This is a genomic window from Actinoplanes sp. CA-252034 (assembly GCF_050956125.1).
Lineage (GTDB): Bacteria > Actinomycetota > Actinomycetes > Mycobacteriales > Micromonosporaceae > Actinoplanes.
The window spans coordinates 8336768-8355782 of sequence record NZ_CP191846.1 but is presented as its reverse complement, the minus strand read 5'-3'; the positions used below and the strand labels follow the sequence as shown (position 1 = coordinate 8355782).

The following is a 19015-nucleotide window of genomic DNA, read 5'->3' as shown; positions in this document are numbered from 1 at the left end:
CTGTACCGCAAGGACACGAACAGGTAGACCCGCTGGGTGGACGACATCGCGGTGAGCCGCGGGCACCGATTGGCCTGCGGCTCACTATCACGTCGATCAGTAGTGGATCCGGAGAGCGTTGGTGACGTTGGTGACGCCGGGTACCGACCACGCGGCGCGTTCTACCTCGGACCGTTCTGACCAGGACTGCACTAAGCCTTCGAGCGTGACATGCCCGCCGGCGAGGTCGACGCTGACCGTGATGTCGCGCCCTTCGGACTGGGCGGTACGCACCAGCGCGGCGCTGATTGTCGCCTTGATGTCTGTCGCTGACGCGACGGGCTTGAGGGTGATGGCGTTGTAGACCTTGACGACACCCTTGAGGTGGTGGACGGCATGTTCGGCGGCTTCCCGCTGGTAGTGCCACGTCACCTGGCCATGGAGGTTGATGGTGTGCTCATGGACGGTTGCCGTCACCTTGCCTGCCGGGACGATGATGCAACGTTCGAGTGCCTCGCTGGCCTCCCGCGCGATGTCGGTGTCGTTGACTCCTGACCAACTGTTGCGCACGGTGATTTCCGCCGCCACGGCGGTGACCCCGCGTACGCGTAACGCGGCGTGTTCTGCGAGCCGTTTCTCAGGCCAGCTCTCCACCTCCCCGGACAGGGTGACCGCGCCGTGGTTGACCGCGACTCCGATACTCGTCTCGTTCACCCCCGGTGTGCTCCACTTCAGTTCGTCGGTCACGGCTGTCTTGAGCTGTTCATCGGTCTTGTGCAGCGTCTGAGTCATAGCTTTGCCTTTGCCTTTGAGGTGAGGGTTGGTGATGCACTGCGTCTGGACCTACGAATTGGTCCCTGGCGGCCGGTTCAGACGGCCGTGCTTACCTGCTTGTCGTTCCGCACCGTCTCGGCGATGATCTTGTGCTCAACGGTTGGCCGCAGACCCGTGTCCTTGCCCTGTCCGACGGTGATGCGGCGGGGCTTGGACTGCTCCGCGACGGGGATCGTCAGGGTGAGGACACCGTCGTGATAGCCGGCCACGATCGCATCGAGGCTGAGCCCGTCACCGACGACCAGTTGCCGGGCGTATGACCCGATCGAACGCTCGTTGACCAGGTAGGCGGCGTCCTTCGGTGCAGTCGCGTTACGCAGGGCGCGTACGGTCAAGGTGTTGTTCTCCTGGGTGACCTCCAGGGATTCGGCGTCGATGCCGGGCAGATCGAAATGTAGATAGAACGCATCACCATGGCGGTAACAGTCCATCGGCATTGCCTGAGGTACCTGCCGTGCACCGAGGAGTTCGTTGGCCAAACGGTCTATGTCGCGGAATGGGTCGAATCGGAGCATCATGGCTGCGTCACATCCTTTGTTGACAGAATTTTGAAATGGACTTCTCCGCGCGCTGTCGTCGGTAGGCGCATCCGATTTCACGCCAGCCATCCGGGTCGCACGTCTGAGCCTCATCGCACGGTGTCAGCGGCAGCAGGCGACGCCCGTGACGTAAGCGCAGAAATGGCGACCGCCGCAGCGCGATAAGGACGGTCGGTCGCAGTTGCCTCGGATGGAGGCGAATGTGCGGCGGCGGGTCGACAGCCACCGGGGACCAGAGCGGCAATTCGACTCTACGCTCACCGGACCCGATCGGCGCGCCAATCGGCCCGCATTCTTACCCGGACGTCGGTGCAGCCCGGCTGGTCGTTCTGCAGGTCCGCGGACGACCACCACCGAAAGTTGGCCGTCAGTCGGGGCGTGGTTCGAGCGGTTGCGCCAGACCCGATGGCTGACGTTGTCGCCCTGTGGGCGGGGCCCCATGCGCGACAAGATCTCGACTGTCCTCGCGTGCCGCTCACCCCATCACGCCCAGCGGTCTTCGGGGCTGGCGGGCCCCGAGCGCCTGCCACTGGGCCGGTCGGTCAGCTCGCGACGTTCCGTGCATCCGACCGGGATCGGGTCGGATGCGTTGATCAGTCCTTGCGCATGACTTCGAGGAACAGCGTGACCTCGGCACGCAGCATTTCGGCCATTTGGGCGAGTCCTTGAGCACCGATGTCATGACTGGCGCCGCGGTTCTGGTCGACGCCGTCCACGGCCACGATGATGCCCTGCACCATAGTTTCCATGTCCCGGACGGTGTCTTTGACCTTGGCCATGACGCCCGCGGTGTTCCGAGTCGCAGACCGTACCGATTCGACCTGTTCGACGATCTTGACGGTGGCGTCAGCGGTCTGGCCGGCCAACTGCTTGACTTCGTTGGCGACGACGGCGAAGCCTCGACCGGACTCGCCGGCGCGGGCAGCTTCGATGGTGGCGTTGAGCGCGAGTAGCCGGGTCTGCGCGGCCACCCGGGAGATCAGTGTGATGACCTGCTGAATCTCCGTGGACGTTTGCTCCATCGACGTCACGCTCGTGCTGGCCGAGTCGGCCTCGCCCACCGCAGCGTCGGTCGAGTGGGCCAGGCTGGCCGCGGCAGCACTGAGTTCGGTAGCCGCAGCGGCGACCTGCTCGGCCACGGCCATCACCTGATTCTCGAAATCGTCTGCCAGGCGCAGTCGGGTCTCTCCTGAAGCGGTGATCCGTGCCGCGTTCTCGGCCATCGCCGTGCGGCCCTGGTTGATGGCCAGGGCGCCGTCTCGGAAGGCTCCCAGCATGCCGCCCAGCAGGAACTCCCGGTGGAAGCGTCCTTCGCTTGCGGCTTTGAGGGAGGCCGAGGCCTCGCGGATGAAGGCATCCGTGCGGTCGATCATCCGGTTGAGTTCGTGCCGCAGCTCAACCAGTTCAGGTCTGTCCTCAAGGCCCGGGGTCTGTCGTACGCGGGCGTCGAAGTCACCGGCCGCAACGGCCGTACAGACCCGCAGCATCTCGGCCATGGATTCACGGACGGCTGCCGCGCCGGCATCGCTGCTGCCCTTTCCGTGGTTTGAAAAGCTGCTCACTTTGCCGATGTCCTTGTGCCCGTGACGCCGTCTGCGACGGTGGACCACAAATATTGGTCGTAGCTCATGCCACGCGCAGCGAGATTCTCCGTCAGCATCGCGGTGGAGGCTTCGAGTGCGTCGGCTGGACGGCTGTGCCGGCGTTCCTCGGCAACCAGGGACGCGTAGAGCGGCTCGATCTGGCGGAGGGCCCCCGCAGTGGGTACCCGCCGGTTGGAGTGATAGCCGCTGGGCCGCCCACTGGTGTCGGTGCTGGGGGTCACGTGCGCCAGCACCCAGTAATGAGCACCGTCTCCGGCGAGGTTCACCACGTAGGCGAAGATCTCCTGGTTTTCCTGAATGGTGTCCCAGAGAAGCCTGAAGACACAACGTGGCATATCCGGATGCCGGATGACGCTGTGCGGCTGACCGACGATCTCGTGCTCGTCATAAGCCGACACGCGCAGGAAAACATCATTGGCGTAAGTGATACGCCCTTTCAGGTCCGTCTTGGTAACGATGATCTCGTCAGCGCCGAACGTCCTGACGACTCCCGAAGGTCGGACCTTGCCTTGTCGCATCGCTCGTTCTCCAGCCTGCGAACCCACGCATGACGCCGCGCCATGGACGGTCGCGGACACATCATCGCTGACGGTGAAATCCTTCGCCGTCATCACTGGCGAATCTCAGCCGGAGGGGGCGTCTGGTCGACGGCTCCTCACGCGGCTCGCGGGCCCCCAGCAGCACAATGACGTGTCGGCGGAAAGCTGGAGTACCGGATCGCCGGGGACCGGAGCGACAGTTTTATCGTACGCCTGGACGGCTCGCCCGGCGCGGCGAAGGTTGGTCTACGCATACAAAATTCCCGCTGTGAAGTACTATGGCCGGTGGTTCACCATTCGGATACTTCGATGGTTCTCGCCGCCACAGTGAGCCATTTTCATCGTGACGGTGCAGGTCACGGCGGGCGGAGTGCGTTGGAGTCGACACAGGACGAGGCCCCCGGTAAGACAGCAGTCGACCAAGATCCGATGCCCCAACCGGGAGCCTCGCTGTGCTGTCTTACCCCGCCGCGATTGCGTTGTCCACTCGCAGCCTGAACCACCTCGCCGGCCTCATCCGGGCCCACCGCAACCAGCGCAGGTCCCGGTGGCGGCGCCTCGACCCCGGCCGGCAAGCCCTGCTCGCCCTGGCCCACCTGCGTAACGGCGACACCCTGGCCCGCCTGGCCAGCGGTTTCGAGATCGGCGTCACCACCGCGTGGCGCTATGTCCGCGAGGCCATCGACCTGCTCGCCGCCACCGCCGACGATCTTGAAACGGCGATGATCAGGATTCGGCTGCTCGCGTACGTGATCCTCGACGGCACCCTGATCCGATCGACCGGGTCGCCGACCAGAAGCCCTACTACTCGGGAAAACACCGCCGTCACGGCGTGAACGTGCAGGTCATAGCCGATGCGGCAGGCCGGCTCGTCTGGGCGTCGGCCGCGCTGCCGGGTGCCGTCCATGACCTGACCGCGGCCCGCGTCCACGCCATCATCGAGGCCTTGACCGGCGCGAAGGTGATGACGTTCGCTGACAAGGCCTATCAGGGTGCTCGCGGCAGTATCCGGACCCCGTTCAAACGGCACCGCTACCGGCCGAAACTCTCCGCCTGGCAGAAGAAGGTCAACCGCGCTCACGCCCGGATCCGTGCCATCGGCGAACGCGCCAACGCCACCCTCAAGACGTGGAAGATCCTGACCAGAATCCGCTGCAGCCCGCACCGGGCGACCCCGATCGTGCAGGCCATCCTCGTCCTGCACCACGTCGAGAACCCAACCTACTCAGGATGAAAATGGCTCAGTGATCGCGTGCCGTCCTCGCGTTGACTGTTTCAGGCACGAATGTCCGCCGCGGCCGACGTCATGATGCCGCGGCCTGGGTCAACGCCTGTTTGGGGTCGCGTCAATCTGCGGACGACGATCCTCGTACGACGGCCACGGGGCAGCGCGCGTGGTGTAGCACGGGATGGCTGACCGATCCGAGAAGCAGTCCGGCGAAGCCGCCACGTCCTCGGGAGCCTGTCACCAGCAGTTGAGCGTCCTGCGATCGTTCGATCAGAGCCGCTGCCGGTCGCCCGTGAACGAGTTCCTGCTGGATGGCCACGTCGGGGTATCGCTGTGCCCAGCCGGCCAGCGACTCGCTCAGGACGCGGTGCAACTCGTCCTCGAGAGTGCCCGGCTCGTGCACGAGAGGCAGTATGTCCTTCTGGACGAGGGAGTCGAAGGCATCCCAGGCGAGAACGGCGGTGAGGCCGGTCTTGCGCCGCGCCGCGTGCTCGATGGCGAATCCGATCGCGGATACGGATTCCGCCGAGCCGTCGACACCGACGACGACAGGACCGGTGGCGTGTTGCTCGCCTCGGACCACCAGCACAGGGCAGGCGGCGTAGGCCGTGGTGTGTACAGCGACGGAGCCCAGCAGCAGGCTGCGGAATCCGCCGAGCCCGCGGTCACCGATGACCAGGAGCACGGCGTGGCGGGATTCGCCGATCAGCACGGACGCCGGATTCCCGTCGACCACGGCAGCGGTAGTCTGGACGCCGGATGCGGCCTTCTCCGCCTCGATGACGGCTTCGGCCAGGATGCGTTCGGCTTCGGCTCGCATGCGCGTGTCATGCGGTCCGTAGACGATGCCGCCGTCTGGGCCGCTGAGTTCTGCCCAGATGAAGGCGTGCACGATGCGCAGTGGCCGCCCCCGGTCGGCGGCATCGACTGCGGCTGCCCGGACCGCGGCAAGGCTGCATGCGGATCCGTCCACCCCTACGACTACTGCGGCTCCAGATGCGGTGCTCATCGCCGACCTTTCAAGGTTGTAGTAGGTCCTGCGCTTATCGGACTACGACGACCGGGCAGGGTGCGTGCTGCACGCAGTGCTGGCTGACCGAGCCGAGCATGATGCTGGCGAACGTGCCGTGTCCGCGGCTGCCGACCACGAGCAGTTCTGCTCCTTCGGCCGCGTGCACCAGAGCCTGTGCGGGGTGGCCTTCGACGACCTGGGCCCGCACTGTGACGGGATGCGACATCTGGGCGGCGACCTCGGCGACGGTCTCGTCGAGAACCTTCACCATCATGGTGGCGTAGGTGTCACCCTCGAACGCGACGGACGTCCATCCGTAGGCCGTTCCGTGCTTGGCCGGGTCCTGCCAGGTGGTGATGGCTTCGACGGTGGCACCGGTCAGCCGGGCCTGGTTCATGGCCCACTTCAGTGCGTTCTTGGAACCCTGCGAACCGTCGACGCCGACGATGATGCGGTGGGTGCTGTCGGCAGCGTTGCCTGTCATGTCCCTCTCCTGCGGTGTGCGGTCGAACGGTGAATGAGGACGGGTGAGCGGACCTGTCAATCCCGGCGGCGTGGCCCGCTTGGGGAGCATCGCGCTGCTTCATCGGACGATGGCGACGGGGCAGGCAGTGTGGTGCAGGACGGCGTGACTGACCGATCCAAGGCGCCGGCCGGGCAGGTGCGCGTGCCCGCGGGTGCCGAGGACGACAAGTTGAGCCCGCGTGCCGGCCTCGACGATGGCGTCAGCGGGGCGGCCTGCAGTCAGGTCCCGGTGCACTGCCACTCCGGGGTACTTGCGCGACCAGTTCGATAGGGTTTCGGTCAGCAGCTGAGTGTGTGCCGCGGCTTCCGGTTGGGTGTCGTACCGCAGGAGCAACTCGGCGTTGCCCAGGTGGCGCCGGCTTGCCGCATGCAGGGTCCGCAGGTCGGCTCCGCGCAGCGCTGCCTCGTGGAAGGCGAATCCGAGTGCGGCGTCGTCGGCGGCGGATCCGTCCACGCCGACCAGGATGTCGCCGGTGGCCGGGGCGGCCCCTCGGGTGATCATCACCGGGCAGGTGGCGTGCGCGGCGACCTTGATCGCGACGGAGCCCAGCAGCAGCCCGGGCAGGCCTCCGCGGCCGCGGTGCCCGAGAACGAGCAGATCCGTGTGGGCGGATTCGCGGACGAGTACCGCGGCGGGGTCACCGGCCACGATCTCTGTGGTCACCGGGACCTGGGTGCCGTTTGCGCGGTCAGTGGCGTCGCGGATGGCTTGTTGCGGTTCGGACAGCAGGCCGGCGGCGAGGTCACCGGCGGCGTCGTTGTTCGCCCAGGCGGGATGGTCGGCCCAGCAGTCGCCGTAGACGATGCGGACCGCGCGGTCGCGTAGTGCGCCTTCCCAGAGGGCCAGGTCGACGGCGGCGAGGCTGGGTGCTGATCCGTCGACGCCGACGATAATGGGTGGGCCGGTCATGGAGGTCTCCTAAACGGGTGACGGTCGTTCGGTGGTGTGCACGCGACGGTCGAGGCGGATCGCGGCGTAGCCGAGGCTCGCGATGGCGGTGACGATGAGCAGGTCGGGGATCGCCAGCGGCTGGGTGCCGAGCAGCGATTGCATGGGCGGCAGGTAGATGCCGGCGAGTTGCAGGGCGAGTGCGACACCGACGGCGGCGAACAGCATCGGGTTGGCCCAGGTACCGGGGCGGGCCCGGGAGCCCAGCGCGACGGCGAGTTGCGTCACGCCGAGGGCGAGGAAGGTCAGGGTCTGCCACGGGCGGTCGGTGGCGTGCGCCCAGACGCCGACGCCCACGGTCACCGCGGCGATGACGACGCCGATACGCAGGATGCGTTGCCACAGTCCGGCCCCGAGGATCGTCTCGGACGGCGGACGCGGCGGCTTGTCCATGACGTCGGCGTCGACGGGTTCGCTGCCCAGCGCGAGACCCGGCAGCCCGTGGGTGATCAGGTTGATCCAGAGAATCTGCGCGGGCAGCAGCGGCAACGCCAGACCGAAGAACGGCCCGGCCAGCATCACGGCGATCTCCGCGGTGCCACCGGACAGGGCGTAGAGCAGGAACCGGCGGATGTTGGCGTAGACGCGGCGACCTTCCTCGGCGGCGGCGACGACGGTACCGAGTTCATCGTCGGCCAGGACCAGGTCGGCGGCTTGCCGGGCGACTTCGGTGCCGCGTCTTCCCATGGCGACGCCGATGTCGGCGCGGTGCAGGGCAGGGCCGTCGTTGACACCGTCGCCGGTCATCGCGACGACCTGCCCGGCCGCACGGAGGGCGTCGATGATGGCGACCTTCTGCTGCGGGGTGGCCCGGGCGAAGACTCGCGCGCCTTGCGCGGCGCGGGCGCCGGGTTCGGCGGTACGGCAGTCGACCACCTCGTCGCCGGCGCCGATGATGCCGAGCTCGACGGCGATCGCGCCGGCGGTGGCCGGATGGTCGCCGGTGATCAGGACCGGGGTGATGCCGGCGCGTTGACAGGCGGCGATGGTCGCTGCGGCGGACGCCCGGGGCGGGTCGAGGATCGCGACGAGACCGAGCAGGGTCAGGCCCTGTTCCAGGGAACCGGAGTCAGCCGACGCTGTGCGGTCGGCCTGGGCCACGGCGAGGACCCGGTAGCCGTCGCCGGCGAGGGCGTCCGCGCGGGCGGCTGCCCGGTCGATGAGCTCGGCGGGGTCGGCCAGGACCGCTGATTGCAGGATTGCCTCGGGTGCGCCTTTGCAGACGATCCGGGTCGTGCCGTCCGGGAGCCGATGGGTGGTCGACATGCGTTTGCGGACGCTGTCGAACGGTTCCTCACCGATGCGGGGCAGCTGGGTGTGGAGGGTTTCGCGGTCGATGCCGAGTTTCGCGGCCGCGGTGAGAAGAGCGACCTCGGTGGGATCACCGACCGGCAGCCAGTCGGGGTTGTCGCCGTCCGGTGGTTGCAGGGAGCCGTCGTTGCACAACACGGCCGCGCGCAGCAACTGCGACAGGTCGGCAGCGTCATCACCGGTCACGACGGTGTCGTCGCGGCGGATGTCACCGTGTGGTGCGTAGCCGGATCCTTCGACCTGGGCTTCCCCGGTCGGAGTCCACAGGTGTCGCAGGACCATCCGACCTTCGGTGAGGGTGCCGGTCTTGTCGGTGGCCAGGACGGTGACCGAGCCGAGGGTCTCGACCGCGGGCAACCTTCGGATGACGGCGTTGCGGGCGGTCATCCGGCGGGCGCCGAGCGCGAGGCTGAGCGTGACTACCGCCGGGAGAGACTCGGGGACGGCCGCGACGACCAGGGTGATCGCGGTGACGATCATCAACTGCAAGGGCTGGCCGCGGAACACGCCGAGCGCCAGGACGACCGCGCACAGCACCAGGGCGGCGGCGGCGAGCAGCCGGCCGACCCCGGCCAGGCGGCGTTGCAGAGGAGTCATGGCGGGGGCGGCCGTCATCATCGCGGCGATGCGGCCCATGGCGCTGGCCGCGCCGGTGGCGGTGATGACGGCTTGCCCGCGCCCGCGGACGACGACCGTTCCCGCGGACACGTCTGCCGTCGGCCCGTCGGGGCCGGCGGGTTTGTCGACCGGTGCGGACTCGCCAGTCAGGGCTGCTTCGTCGATCAGCAGGGCGCTCGCCTCGACGACGTGGCCGTCGGCGGGCACGATGTCGCCTTCAGCGAGGACGAGCAGGTCCCCGACGACCAGCGCCGCGGCGGGTACCTCACGGTGCTCGCCGTCGCGTATCACCCGTGCCGCGGGTGCGGTCAGCGCGGACAGGGCCGAGATCGCCCGTTCTGCTTTGACCTCTTGGATCACCCCGACCGTGGTGTTCACGACGATCACGAACAGGATCACCGACGCGTCGGTGTAGTCGGCGGTGGCCAGCGTGAAACCGGCAGCGGCGAGCAGCACCAGGACGAGCGGGTCTCGCAGTTGCGACACGACACGGCGCCCCAGCGGCGGTGGACGGCGTGCCGGAAGCACGTTGCCGCCGTCACGGGCCAGCCGGTCCGCTGCCTCAGCCGAGCTGAGACCGCCGGGCGACCCCACCGGCAGCGGCGGCTCGTCCACGGTGGTGTTCCCGCCCGGTTGGCCGGGGCGCACCGGGTCGGTGATAGGAGTCATCCCGTGTGCCCTCTTCTACTGCTGGCGGACCTCACGGCTGCTCGACGATCTGCACAGTCGGCAGCCGAGGCGTGCGCGGCGGACCGGCGGTGTCGGAGTCGAGGACCCCGAACCGTAGGACCAGATACGGATGGCCGAGGCCGGCCAGCAGGTGTCTGACGCTTTCGCGGGTGACGGTGACCTCGATGGCGGAACTCATCGGCACCACGCAGACGCCGAGTTCGGTGGCCTTGAGCCACCCCGCGGACAATGCTTCGCCGGCGCGTAGCCAGTCGAGGACGCCGTCACCGGGGCCGTAGAGGATCGCGAAGACCGCCGCCCGGTCGTGGGTGTCCGCTATGGCCATGCCGCCGGCGCGGCCGAAGTCACGTCCGGGCACCATCGTGGGTGACGCCTCCCGGGGAATGACCGTGCCGGGGATGCCGGTGCCGAGAGGGCGGGTGCCCCCGGTCCAGTCATCCAGCTCCGCCTGCCATGCCGGGTCGTCGGCTTCGACGTGTTGGGCGTGATCCGTGGCGGAGGCCAGGCCCAGGACCTGGAGAGGGCGCAGCACGTGCAGTTGAGTCTGCTGCGACTCGGCGGCGGCTGCGATCGACCGCAGCGAGTCCGCGTCGACGGCGGTGCCGCTCACCGTCCGGCGGTCGGTGTGCCGCAACCCGACGGTCTGCAGGTGCCGGATCGCTGCAGGATCGACCGGCATCCGGGCGTCGACACGTATGGTCGCGAGATGCCCGGGCCGGGTCGGCTCAGGTAGGCGGGCCACGGTGGCGTGCAGGCCGTCAGCGGCCAGACTGATCAGGGCGTGGTGCAGCGCGGCGCCGCAGCTCAGGATCGCCAGGCGGCGATCCGGGTCGGCGACGGCCAAGGTCCGGCTCTCGTCGAGGAGCAGATCGAGTTGATCGCCGTGTGCCCGCCACCGCCACGGTTGGGTGTTGTGGATCGACGGGGCGTGACTGGCCGTGGTGGTGGCGTTCTTCAGCGCCCGGGTGACAGCTGAGGCGTCGACGGTCTGCGTGGAAGTCATGGTGGGTCTCCTCGTGCGGTGCTGAGCGTTGAACCGGTGGTGCCGGGTTATGCCATAGGCCAGGTCCAGTCGCGGATCTCGGGCAGGTCCTCGCCGGTGCGGCGTACGTAGGCGCGGTGTTCGGCGCGTTTGTCGACCATCTGCTGGCGCAGTACAGCGGCTTTGCGGCCGAGGCCGGGTACCCGGTCGATGACGTCCATGACGAGGTGGAACCGGTCCATGTCGTTGACGACGAGCATGTCGAACGGCGTGGTGGTGGTGCCCTCTTCCTTGTAGCCGCGTACGTGCAGGTTGTGGTGGTTGGTGCGGCGGTAGGTGAGCCGATGGATCAGCCACGGGTAGCCGTGGTAAGCCATGACGATCGGTCGGTCGGTGGTGAAGATGGCGTCGAACTCGGGATCCGGCAGGCCGTGCGGGTGCTCGGAGACCGGTTGCAGGCGCATCAGGTCGACGACGTTGACCACCCGTACCTTCAGGTCGGGCAGGTGCCGGCGCAGCAGGTCGGTCGCGGCGAGGACCTCCATGGTCGGTACGTCGCCGGCGGCGGCCAGCACGACGTCGGGGTCGCCGTCGTCGTTGCTCGCCCAGTCCCAGATGCCGAGGCCGCGGGCGCAGTGCAGGACGGCGTCGTCCATGTCCAGCCACGTCGGCGCTGGTTGCTTGCCGGCGACGATGACGTTGACGTAGTCGCGGCTGCGCAGGCAGTGGTCGGCGACCGAGAGCAGGGTGTTGGCGTCCGGCGGCAGATAGACCCGGACGACCTCGGCCTTCTTGTTGACGACGTGGTCGATGAAACCCGGGTCCTGGTGCGAGGTGCCGTTGTGGTCCTGCCGCCAGACGTGCGAGGTGAGCAGGTAGTTCAGCGACGGCACGGGCCTGCGCCAGCCGAGGTGCCGGGTCGTCTTCAACCATTTGGCGTGCTGGTTGAACATCGAGTCGACGATGTGGATGAACGCCTCGTAGCAGGAGAACAGGCCGTGCCGGCCGGTCAGCAGATATCCCTCCAGCCAGCCCTGGCAGGTGGTCTCGGACAGGATCTCCATGACCCGGCCGTGCCGGTCCAGGTGCAGGTCCACGTCGTCGACGCGGGCCTGCCACGCCTTGCCGGTGGTGTCGAGGACCGCGCCGAGCCGGTTCGACTCGGTCTCGTCCGGCCCGACCAACCGGAAGTTGCGGTAGGCGGCGTTCGCGGCCATCACGTCACGCAGCCAGCCACCCAGCACCCGGGTCGCCTCGGCGGTCTCACCGGCCTTGACCGCGTGGTCGCGGAACGCGGGCAGCTCCAGGTCACGCGGGTACCGGCCGCCGTTGGTGTGCGGGTTCGCCGACATCCGCAGGTCGCCGCGGGGAAGCCAGTCGACGATCCAGGACTGCGGGACACCGTCGGCGTCGAACAGCTCTTCGGGCCGGTAGGAGGTCATCCAGGCGTGCAGGGCGTCGAGGTGCGCGGCGTCGTCACGGGCCGCGGTCAGCGGCACCTGGTGGGCGCGCCAGGTTCCCTCCACCGGCAGGCCGTCGACGGCCTTCGGGCCGGTCCAGCCCTTCGGGGTACGCAGCACGATCATCGGCCAGCGCGGACGGTCGGTGACACCGTCCTCGCGGGCGGCCCGCTGGATCTCGGCGATCTCGTCGAAGACCGTGTCGAGGGTGGCGGCGAGCAACTGGTGGACGGTGTCCGGGTCGTCGCCGTCGACGAGGTGGGGCTTGTGGCCGTACCCCTCGAGAAGCGCACACAGCTCGACGTCGCCGATGCGCGCTAGTACCGTCGGGTTTGCGATCTTGTAGCCGTTGAGGTGCAGGATCGGCAGGACCGCGCCGTCACCGATCGGGTCGAGGAACTTATTGGAATGCCACGACGCGGCCAACGGCCCGGTCTCGGCCTCACCGTCACCGATCACACACGCGACGACCAGTTCGGGGTTGTCCAGAGCGGCACCGTAGGCGTGCGACAGCGAATAGCCGAGTTCGCCGCCCTCGTGGATCGACCCGGGTGTCTCGGGTGCGACGTGCGACGGGATGCCGCCGGGGAACGAGAACTGGGTGAACAACCGCTGCATGCCGACGGTGTCCTGCGAGATCCGGGGGTAGGTCTCGGAGTAGGTGCCTTCGAGCCAGGTGTTCGCGACCAGCCCCGGACCGCCGTGGCCGGGGCCCGTCACGTAGATGATCTCCCGGCCACGGGCCGCGATGATCCGCGACAGATGGGCGTAGAGCAGGTTTAGGCCCGGGGTGGTGCCCCAGTGACCGAGCAGCCGCGGCTTGACCTGAGCCGGTTGCAGCGGCTCGCGCAGCAACGGGTTGCCCATCAGATAGATCTGCCCGACCGACAGGTAGTTCGCGGCCCGCCAGTACGCGTCGATCCGGCGGAGCTCATCAGCGTCCAACGGCTCACCGGTGGCCACGGGGAAGGTGCGGGGCGCGGTCATCATGAGGTCATCGTCAGCGGTACGCCATTGATCGGCGGCAGGTCGGGCGTCGCGGACGCCGCGGCGTTCTCGCGGGCCAGGAAGGTGCCGAGTTCGCCGATGGTGCTCATCAGCGGCGCCGGGAAGACGACGGTGCTGTTCTTGTCGACGCCCAACTCGACCAGGGTCTGCAGGTTGCGTAGCTGCAGCGCGAGGGGGTGGGCCATCATGATGTCCGCGGCCGATCCCAGGGCGTCGGCGGCCAGGGCCTCACCCTCAGCGGCGATGATCTTCGCGCGCTTCTCCCGCTCGGCCTCGGCCTGCCTGGCCATGGCACGTTTCATGCTCTCGGGCAGTTGGATGTCCTTGAGCTCGACGAGGGTGACCTCGACACCCCATTCCTCGGTGGCGACGTCGAGGATGGTCTTGATGTCGATGTTGATCCGGTCGGTCTCGGACAGGGTCTCGTCGAGGGTGTGCTGGCCGACGACCTTGCGCAGGGTGGTCTGGGCGATCTGGTTGATCGCCGCGCCGACGTTCTCGATCGCCACGACGGATTTCTCGGCGTCGACGATCCGGTAGTAGGCGACCGCCGAGACGTCGACGCTGACGTTGTCGCGGGTGATGATGCCCTGGGACTGGATCGGCATGGTGACGATCCGCAGGCTCACCCGGTTGAGCACGTCGACGAACGGGATGATCACGGTGAGGCCGGCCTTGCGGACGGCGATGACCTTGCCGAGGCGGAACAGGACGCCCTGCTCGTACTGTTTGACGACCTTCACGGCGAGGAACGCCAGAGCGAGGAGCAGCAGGATGATGAGAGCGATCCACAGGGACCACATGAGGAGATCCTGACTTCGGCCGCAGCCGGATATTCGTACCCGAGAACAATTGGCGTAGCGAGCGCACCTGATCGCTGCGGCGGGTGACGAAAACCAGGACACCCACAGCGGTTCAAATACCAGTCCACCGGGGTCCAGGGCGACACCTCGACCCTACCCCTGATCGCGCCATCCGGCAGCGGCCGCCAGTCGGCTCGCGCTGCGGGCTCGGCGAAATGCGCGTACGGTCGAACTGTCGCCCGGGACCCCGGTGGCCGTTGAGCCTGCCGTCGCCGTCGACAATCTCCCGCACTTCGCGGATCTTGCTGTGATTGACCAGCCTCGACCTGTGGTTGACCAGCCTCGACCGGTCTCGACATCTGTGAAGAGCACGGCTCGCGCCCCGAGTAGGTGGCGCCGCCGTCCGATCGATCCGTGGCGCGCTGGACGCGCCAGGGAACATGCGTCATGAACAACGTGAAGGAATGTGAGCGCGATGGTCCACATCGCCAACGATCACGAATCCTCCCCCATGACCACCACCGAACCGCCGAAGCAGCGCACACGGCACCATTCCGGTAGCGCCGCCGTCGCGGACACGGCGCCTGTGGCGAACGGGCGTACGGGCAGTGCTGTCCCGTACCTGCTGGCCGGTATCAGACTCGCCCTGGGCTGGGTCTTCCTGTGGGCTTTCCTGGACAAACTGTTCGGTCTCGGCCGCAGCACGCCCGCCGCGAACGCGTGGCTGGACGGTGGCAGCCCCACGGCGGGGTTCCTCGGCAAAGCCGCCACCGGCCCCTTCGCCGGTGTCTACCACTCGATGGCCGGCAACGCCGTCGTGGACGCGCTGTTCATGATGGCGCTGCTCGGCATCGGCACCGCGCTGATCCTCGGCATCGGCATGCGTATCGCCGCAGCCGCGGGCGCGCTGTTGACCGTCCTGATGTGGACCGCCGTCCTACCGCCGGCGACCAACCCGTTCATGGACGACCACCTCGTCTACGCCGCCGTCCTCATCCTGCTGGCCCTGCTCGGCGCCGGAAAAACCTGGGGCCTCGGCCGCCAGTGGGCGGCGATCCCGCTCGTGCGACGCAACACCTGGCTCACGTAGACCCGCGAGGCGTACGCGATCCGGTCAACCCGGACCCGCGAGTCGTCACCTCGGTGGTCCCGTCCTCACGCCCGCCAGACCGCAGCGGGCTCTCACCTCAGGAGTTCGCCATGATCGACCAGGAACAGGTACCGGACCATCGCATCGTCGTGGGCGTCGACAGTTCCGCCGGTTCAGCCGAAGCGCTGCGCTGGGCACTCGCCTACGCCCGGCTGACCGGTGCCACCGTCGAGGCCGTCACCGCCTGGCAGGTGCCGCCCATGTACGCCTACGCCTACGGCTGGACACCCACGGGCATCGACGACGCCGGCATCATCAGGTATGCCGAGAAGACTCTGGCGGAGACCGTGGCACAGGTGCAGGGCGAGGACCAGCACCCGGTGCCCGTCACCACCCGCGTCTTGGGAGGGCCGGCAGCTCAGGTCCTGATCGAGGCCGGCAAGGGGGCCGAGCTGATGGTCCTCGGCAGCCGTGGCCACGGCGCCTTCTCCGGGATGCTGCTCGGTTCGGTCAGCCAGCACTGTGTCCAGCACGCCACCTGCCCCACCGTCGTCATCCCGAAATAGGTCCACGTCTGACCGATGACGCCCGTCTGCCGGTTCAGCGGCCCCGGACACACCAGCACCATGCGCCACCGGTATGCGAAGAGGCCCGACGATGACCACAGTCACGAAAGCGCCGGACATCGGCGCCATTGCCGACAGCGCCGATCGCGAGGTCGATGCGCGGGAACCGCTCACCGAACTGTTCCGGGACCTGCGCACCTCACCGCAAGGGCTGGCCGGCCGCGAAGCCGCCCGGCGGACACTCGTGTACGGGTCCAACGAGCTGGCCCGGCGCACCGGCCGACGCTGGCCAGGTGAGTTGCTGGCGCAGTTCACCCAGCCGCTGGCGATCCTGCTGGCGGTTGCCGCCGGTCTCGCCTGGGCCGGCGGCACCCCGGCACTCGCGCTCGCGGTGGTGGCGGTGATCCTGCTCAATGCCGGTTTCGCGTTCGTCCAGGAGATGCAGGCCGAACACGCCGTCGACGCGCTCGCCGCGTTCCTGCCCGCCACCGCCCAGGTGCTCCGCGACGGCGCCCGCACGGAGATCCCCGCCCGGGAGCTGGTACCCGGCGATGTCCTGATCATCGTCGAAGGTGACCGGGTCAGCGCCGACGCCCGCCTCATCGACGGCACGATCACCGTCGACCTGTCCGCGCTGACCGGCGAATCGGTGCCGGCCGACCGCAGCGCCGGGCCCACCGAGATCACGGGCTCACTGCTGGACGCCCACGATCTGGTCTTCAGCGGCACCACCTGCACCGGCGGCGAAGCCAGCGCCGTCGTCACCCGTATCGGCATGCACACCGAACTCGGCCGCATCGCCGCCCTGTCCCAGCGAGGTTCCGCACAGCCCAGTCCGCTGGAGACCCAGGTACGCCGGGCGACGTGGATCATCGCGGTCGTCGCCGTCGCCGTGGGGGTGGCGTTCCTGCCCATCGGAGTCTGGGCCGGCCTCGGCTGGAGCGCCGCGATCAGCTTCTCCATAGGCCTGATCGTCGCGAACGTCCCCGAAGGCCTGCTGCCCATCATCACCCTCGCCCTGGCCGTCGGCGTCCGCGAACTCGCCCGCAAGGGCGCCGTCGTCAAACGCCTCTCCGCCGTGGAGACCCTCGGCTCGACCACCGTCATCTGCACCGACAAGACCGGCACCCTCACCGAGAACCGGATGACCGTCACCCGGATGTGGCTGCCCGGTACGGAACTCGACGCCACCGGAAAGGTCGACGACCCGTGTGCCGCGGTTCTCGCCGCTGCCGCGGCCGCCTGCACCAGCGCGCAGGCACCGACCGACGGTCAACCCGCCGGAAGCGGTGATCCCACCGAACTGGCGCTGCTGCGCCTGGCCGCCCACCAGAACGTGGACGTGACCCCGGCGGCCCGCGACGCCACCCGCCTGGCGATCTTCCACTTCGACGCCCACCTCAAACGCATGACCAGCGTCGACCAGACCGACGGCGTCGTCACCGTACACACCAAAGGCGCACCGGAGACGGTGCTGCCGTGCTGCGAGAAGTTGGACGAGCCGACCCGCCGCGAGCTGCAACACACGATCGACCGGTACGCGGCCGACGGTCTGCGCGTCCTCGCCGTCGCGCACCGGGTCTACCCGGCGGGCGCACCTGCCCCGGTACGACGCGACGAGGCAGAAGCAGGTTTGACGCTGCTCGGACTGGTCGCGATGGTCGACCCCGCCCGTGAGGGCGTGGCGGATGCGGTCGCCAGCGCCCACCGGGCGGGTATCCGCATCCACGTCATCACCGGCGACTACGGGCCTACCGCCGCGGCGATCGCCCACCAGGTCGGCATCGGCCGGATCGGCGGCCGCATCGTCGCCGGCGAGGAACTCGACGCGCTCAGCGACGCCGACCTCGACCGCCTCGTAGCCGGTGACGACGAGATCGTTTTCGCCCGGGCGTCGCCGGAGGCGAAACTGCGGATCTGCGAGGCGTTGCGCGCCGGTGGGAACATCGTGGCGATGACCGGCGACGGCGTCAACGACGCCCCCGCGTTGCGGCACGCCGACATCGGCGTGGCGATGGGCCGCTCCGGTACGGACGTCGCCCGCGAGGCCGCGACGATGGTCCTCACCGACGACAACTTCGCGACCATCGTCACCGCCGTCAGCGCCGGGCGGCGGGTCTTCGCCAACGTCCGCAAATTCGTGCTCTACATCTTCGCCCACGCCGTACCCGAAGTCGTCCCGTTCCTGGTCTTCGCCCTGTCCGGCGGCGCGATCCCGCTGCCGCTGACCGTGTTGCAGATCCTGGCCATCGACCTCGGCACCGAGACACTGCCCGCCCTGGCACTGGGCCGCGAACCGGCCGAGCCGGGCCTGATGGACCGCCCGCCCCGGCCACGCCGGACCGGGGTGATCGACCGCAAGCTGCTGCTGCGTGCATGGCTGCTGCTCGGCGGGGTGTCCGCGCTGCTGGTCATGGGCGGTTACCTCTACACCCTCGTAGGTGCGGGGTGGCATCTCGGCGACCCCACCGGGCCCGGCACCGCCCTGCACCAGGCCTACCTGCAAGCCACCACGGTCACATTCGCCGGGATCGTGGCCTGCCAGATCGGCACGGCGTTCGCCGCCCGCACCGACCGGGCATCCCTGTTCACCGTCGGGCTGTTCAGCAATCCCCTGCTGCTCTGGGGCATCCTCTTCGAGCTGGTCTTCACCGCAGCCGTCATCTACACACCGTGGTTGCAGGACATCTTCGGCACCGCGGCACTCAGCGCGACTCAACTCGCGATCATCACCCCGTTCCCGTTCATCGTCTGGGGCGTCGACGAAGCGGCACGCTGGGTGGCCCGGCGCCGCTCCGTGCCGGTACTGCAGAATCGAGAAATCCCGTGACAGCGATCCGTGCCTCGTTCCGCCGATGGCTGTACCAGCACGGCCGCCCCAATCGGCTGGCCCGCATCCTGAACCGGATATCCGCTCTCCAGTTCAGCAGCGGAAAGCGCGCGCCGCGCAACTGGGGGGCGCTGGAGGTTCCCGGACCGCGCGCGCCCATTCTGCGCCGCTATCTCGCTGTCGCTCCCGGAGCCCGTCCGCACATGGCCGTCGACCCGCGGGCGCCGCTGGCCGACTTCGACCGCGTGGCCGCCCGATACCCGGTCTTCCACGTCACCCACGATCCTTTCCAAGAGACGAACAACCCCGCAGCGGTACGGACGGGAAGCCGCCTGCTCGGCGCAGGCCTGATCCTGCTCGGCGCGGCGGTGGCGACCGTGGCCGTGCTGGGACCACTGGTTCGGGCGTCCTGCGCTACCGCACCTCGCCCACGAGCCTGAACCAGATC

15 protein-coding genes and 1 pseudogene are annotated in these 19015 nt (G+C 68.5%); 5 read left to right on the top strand and 11 right to left on the bottom strand.

Annotation, left to right across the window (positions count from 1 at the left end; all coding sequences use genetic code 11):
• Window positions 1-96 precede the first annotated feature (96 nt).
• The 4 genes from ACQPZW_RS37860 to ACQPZW_RS37845 all read right to left on the bottom strand — a co-directional run bounded on the left by ACQPZW_RS37860 (window position 97) and on the right by ACQPZW_RS37845 (window position 3567).
• Window positions 97-771, bottom strand: coding sequence for a BON domain-containing protein (locus ACQPZW_RS37860; protein ID WP_433790823.1), 675 nt, complete (start codon window positions 769-771; stop codon window positions 97-99).
• Between the two features lie 77 nt (window positions 772-848).
• Window positions 849-1331: an Hsp20/alpha crystallin family protein gene (locus ACQPZW_RS37855; RefSeq protein WP_433790822.1), complete on the bottom strand. Its 483-nt coding sequence runs from the start codon at window positions 1329-1331 to the stop codon at window positions 849-851.
• A 614-nt stretch (window positions 1332-1945) separates the two neighbouring features.
• A complete protein-coding gene (locus tag ACQPZW_RS37850) occupies window positions 1946-2914 on the bottom strand; it encodes a methyl-accepting chemotaxis protein (RefSeq protein ID WP_433790821.1) in 969 nt (322 codons plus the stop codon).
• Complete coding sequence (locus ACQPZW_RS37845; RefSeq protein WP_433790820.1) at window positions 2911-3567, bottom strand: PAS domain-containing protein; 657 nt, start codon at window positions 3565-3567, stop codon at window positions 2911-2913. Before ACQPZW_RS37845 ends, ACQPZW_RS37850 begins: the two co-directional genes overlap by 4 nt.
• A gap of 380 nt (window positions 3568-3947) precedes the next feature.
• Here ACQPZW_RS37845 and ACQPZW_RS37840 point away from each other — a divergent pair.
• Window positions 3948-4729 (top strand): annotated as a pseudogene (locus tag ACQPZW_RS37840) (transposase family protein).
• Between the two features lie 112 nt (window positions 4730-4841).
• Here the strand turns inward: ACQPZW_RS37840 and ACQPZW_RS37835 are convergent.
• From ACQPZW_RS37835 to ACQPZW_RS37805, 7 genes are read right to left on the bottom strand one after another with little or no spacing between them, the layout of a single operon-like run.
• Window positions 4842-5732: a universal stress protein gene (locus tag ACQPZW_RS37835; protein ID WP_433790819.1), complete on the bottom strand. Its 891-nt coding sequence runs from the start codon at window positions 5730-5732 to the stop codon at window positions 4842-4844.
• A 34-nt stretch (window positions 5733-5766) separates the two neighbouring features.
• On the bottom strand, window positions 5767-6309 hold the full coding sequence (locus ACQPZW_RS37830; RefSeq protein WP_433790818.1) for a universal stress protein: 543 nt from the start codon (window positions 6307-6309) through the stop codon (window positions 5767-5769).
• 9 nt (window positions 6310-6318) lie between these two features.
• The gene (locus ACQPZW_RS37825; RefSeq protein ID WP_433790817.1) at window positions 6319-7170 is read right to left on the bottom strand and encodes a universal stress protein; all 852 of its coding nucleotides are present in this window, start codon (window positions 7168-7170) and stop codon (window positions 6319-6321) included.
• A gap of 9 nt (window positions 7171-7179) precedes the next feature.
• Window positions 7180-9807, bottom strand: a complete 2628-nt coding sequence (locus ACQPZW_RS37820; RefSeq protein WP_433790816.1) for a cation-translocating P-type ATPase — start codon at window positions 9805-9807, stop codon at window positions 7180-7182.
• A 31-nt stretch (window positions 9808-9838) separates the two neighbouring features.
• Complete coding sequence (locus tag ACQPZW_RS37815; RefSeq protein ID WP_433790814.1) at window positions 9839-10831, bottom strand: Acg family FMN-binding oxidoreductase; 993 nt, start codon at window positions 10829-10831, stop codon at window positions 9839-9841.
• A 47-nt stretch (window positions 10832-10878) separates the two neighbouring features.
• Entirely contained in the window at window positions 10879-13257 is a 2379-nt protein-coding gene (locus ACQPZW_RS37810) for a phosphoketolase family protein (protein WP_433797735.1), read from the bottom strand.
• Window positions 13257-14081, bottom strand: coding sequence for a slipin family protein (locus ACQPZW_RS37805; protein ID WP_433790813.1), 825 nt, complete (start codon window positions 14079-14081; stop codon window positions 13257-13259). The genes ACQPZW_RS37810 and ACQPZW_RS37805 overlap by 1 nt, the downstream gene beginning before the upstream one ends.
• A gap of 511 nt (window positions 14082-14592) precedes the next feature.
• Here ACQPZW_RS37805 and ACQPZW_RS37800 point away from each other — a divergent pair.
• The 4 genes from ACQPZW_RS37800 to ACQPZW_RS37785 all read left to right on the top strand — a co-directional run bounded on the left by ACQPZW_RS37800 (window position 14593) and on the right by ACQPZW_RS37785 (window position 19007).
• A complete protein-coding gene (locus ACQPZW_RS37800) occupies window positions 14593-15171 on the top strand; it encodes a hypothetical protein (protein ID WP_433790812.1) in 579 nt (192 codons plus the stop codon).
• A gap of 110 nt (window positions 15172-15281) precedes the next feature.
• The gene (locus ACQPZW_RS37795; RefSeq protein ID WP_433790811.1) at window positions 15282-15737 is read left to right on the top strand and encodes a universal stress protein; all 456 of its coding nucleotides are present in this window, start codon (window positions 15282-15284) and stop codon (window positions 15735-15737) included.
• A 91-nt stretch (window positions 15738-15828) separates the two neighbouring features.
• Entirely contained in the window at window positions 15829-18567 is a 2739-nt protein-coding gene (locus tag ACQPZW_RS37790) for a cation-translocating P-type ATPase (RefSeq protein WP_433790810.1), read from the top strand.
• Window positions 18564-19007, top strand: coding sequence for a hypothetical protein (locus ACQPZW_RS37785; RefSeq protein ID WP_433790809.1), 444 nt, complete (start codon window positions 18564-18566; stop codon window positions 19005-19007). The genes ACQPZW_RS37790 and ACQPZW_RS37785 overlap by 4 nt, the downstream gene beginning before the upstream one ends.
• Window positions 19008-19015 lie beyond the last annotated feature (8 nt).

Excerpts from the sequence above, each read along its gene's own strand:
- ACQPZW_RS37860 (WP_433790823.1), bottom strand. The coding sequence starts at position 771 with ATGACTCAGACGCTGCACAAGACCGATGAACAGCTCAAGACAGCCGTG.
- ACQPZW_RS37855 (WP_433790822.1), bottom strand. The coding sequence starts at position 1,331 with ATGATGCTCCGATTCGACCCATTCCGCGACATAGACCGTTTGGCCAAC.
- ACQPZW_RS37845 (WP_433790820.1), bottom strand. The coding sequence starts at position 3,567 with ATGACGGCGAAGGATTTCACCGTCAGCGATGATGTGTCCGCGACCGTC.
- ACQPZW_RS37835 (WP_433790819.1), bottom strand. The coding sequence starts at position 5,732 with ATGAGCACCGCATCTGGAGCCGCAGTAGTCGTAGGGGTGGACGGATCC.
- ACQPZW_RS37830 (WP_433790818.1), bottom strand. The coding sequence starts at position 6,309 with ATGCTCCCCAAGCGGGCCACGCCGCCGGGATTGACAGGTCCGCTCACC.
- ACQPZW_RS37825 (WP_433790817.1), bottom strand. The coding sequence starts at position 7,170 with ATGACCGGCCCACCCATTATCGTCGGCGTCGACGGATCAGCACCCAGC.
- ACQPZW_RS37820 (WP_433790816.1), bottom strand. The coding sequence starts at position 9,807 with ATGACTCCTATCACCGACCCGGTGCGCCCCGGCCAACCGGGCGGGAAC.
- ACQPZW_RS37815 (WP_433790814.1), bottom strand. The coding sequence starts at position 10,831 with ATGACTTCCACGCAGACCGTCGACGCCTCAGCTGTCACCCGGGCGCTG.
- ACQPZW_RS37810 (WP_433797735.1), bottom strand. The coding sequence starts at position 13,257 with ATGACCGCGCCCCGCACCTTCCCCGTGGCCACCGGTGAGCCGTTGGAC.
- ACQPZW_RS37805 (WP_433790813.1), bottom strand. The coding sequence starts at position 14,081 with ATGTGGTCCCTGTGGATCGCTCTCATCATCCTGCTGCTCCTCGCTCTG.
- ACQPZW_RS37800 (WP_433790812.1), top strand. The coding sequence starts at position 14,593 with ATGACCACCACCGAACCGCCGAAGCAGCGCACACGGCACCATTCCGGT.
- ACQPZW_RS37795 (WP_433790811.1), top strand. The coding sequence starts at position 15,282 with ATGATCGACCAGGAACAGGTACCGGACCATCGCATCGTCGTGGGCGTC.
- ACQPZW_RS37790 (WP_433790810.1), top strand. The coding sequence starts at position 15,829 with ATGACCACAGTCACGAAAGCGCCGGACATCGGCGCCATTGCCGACAGC.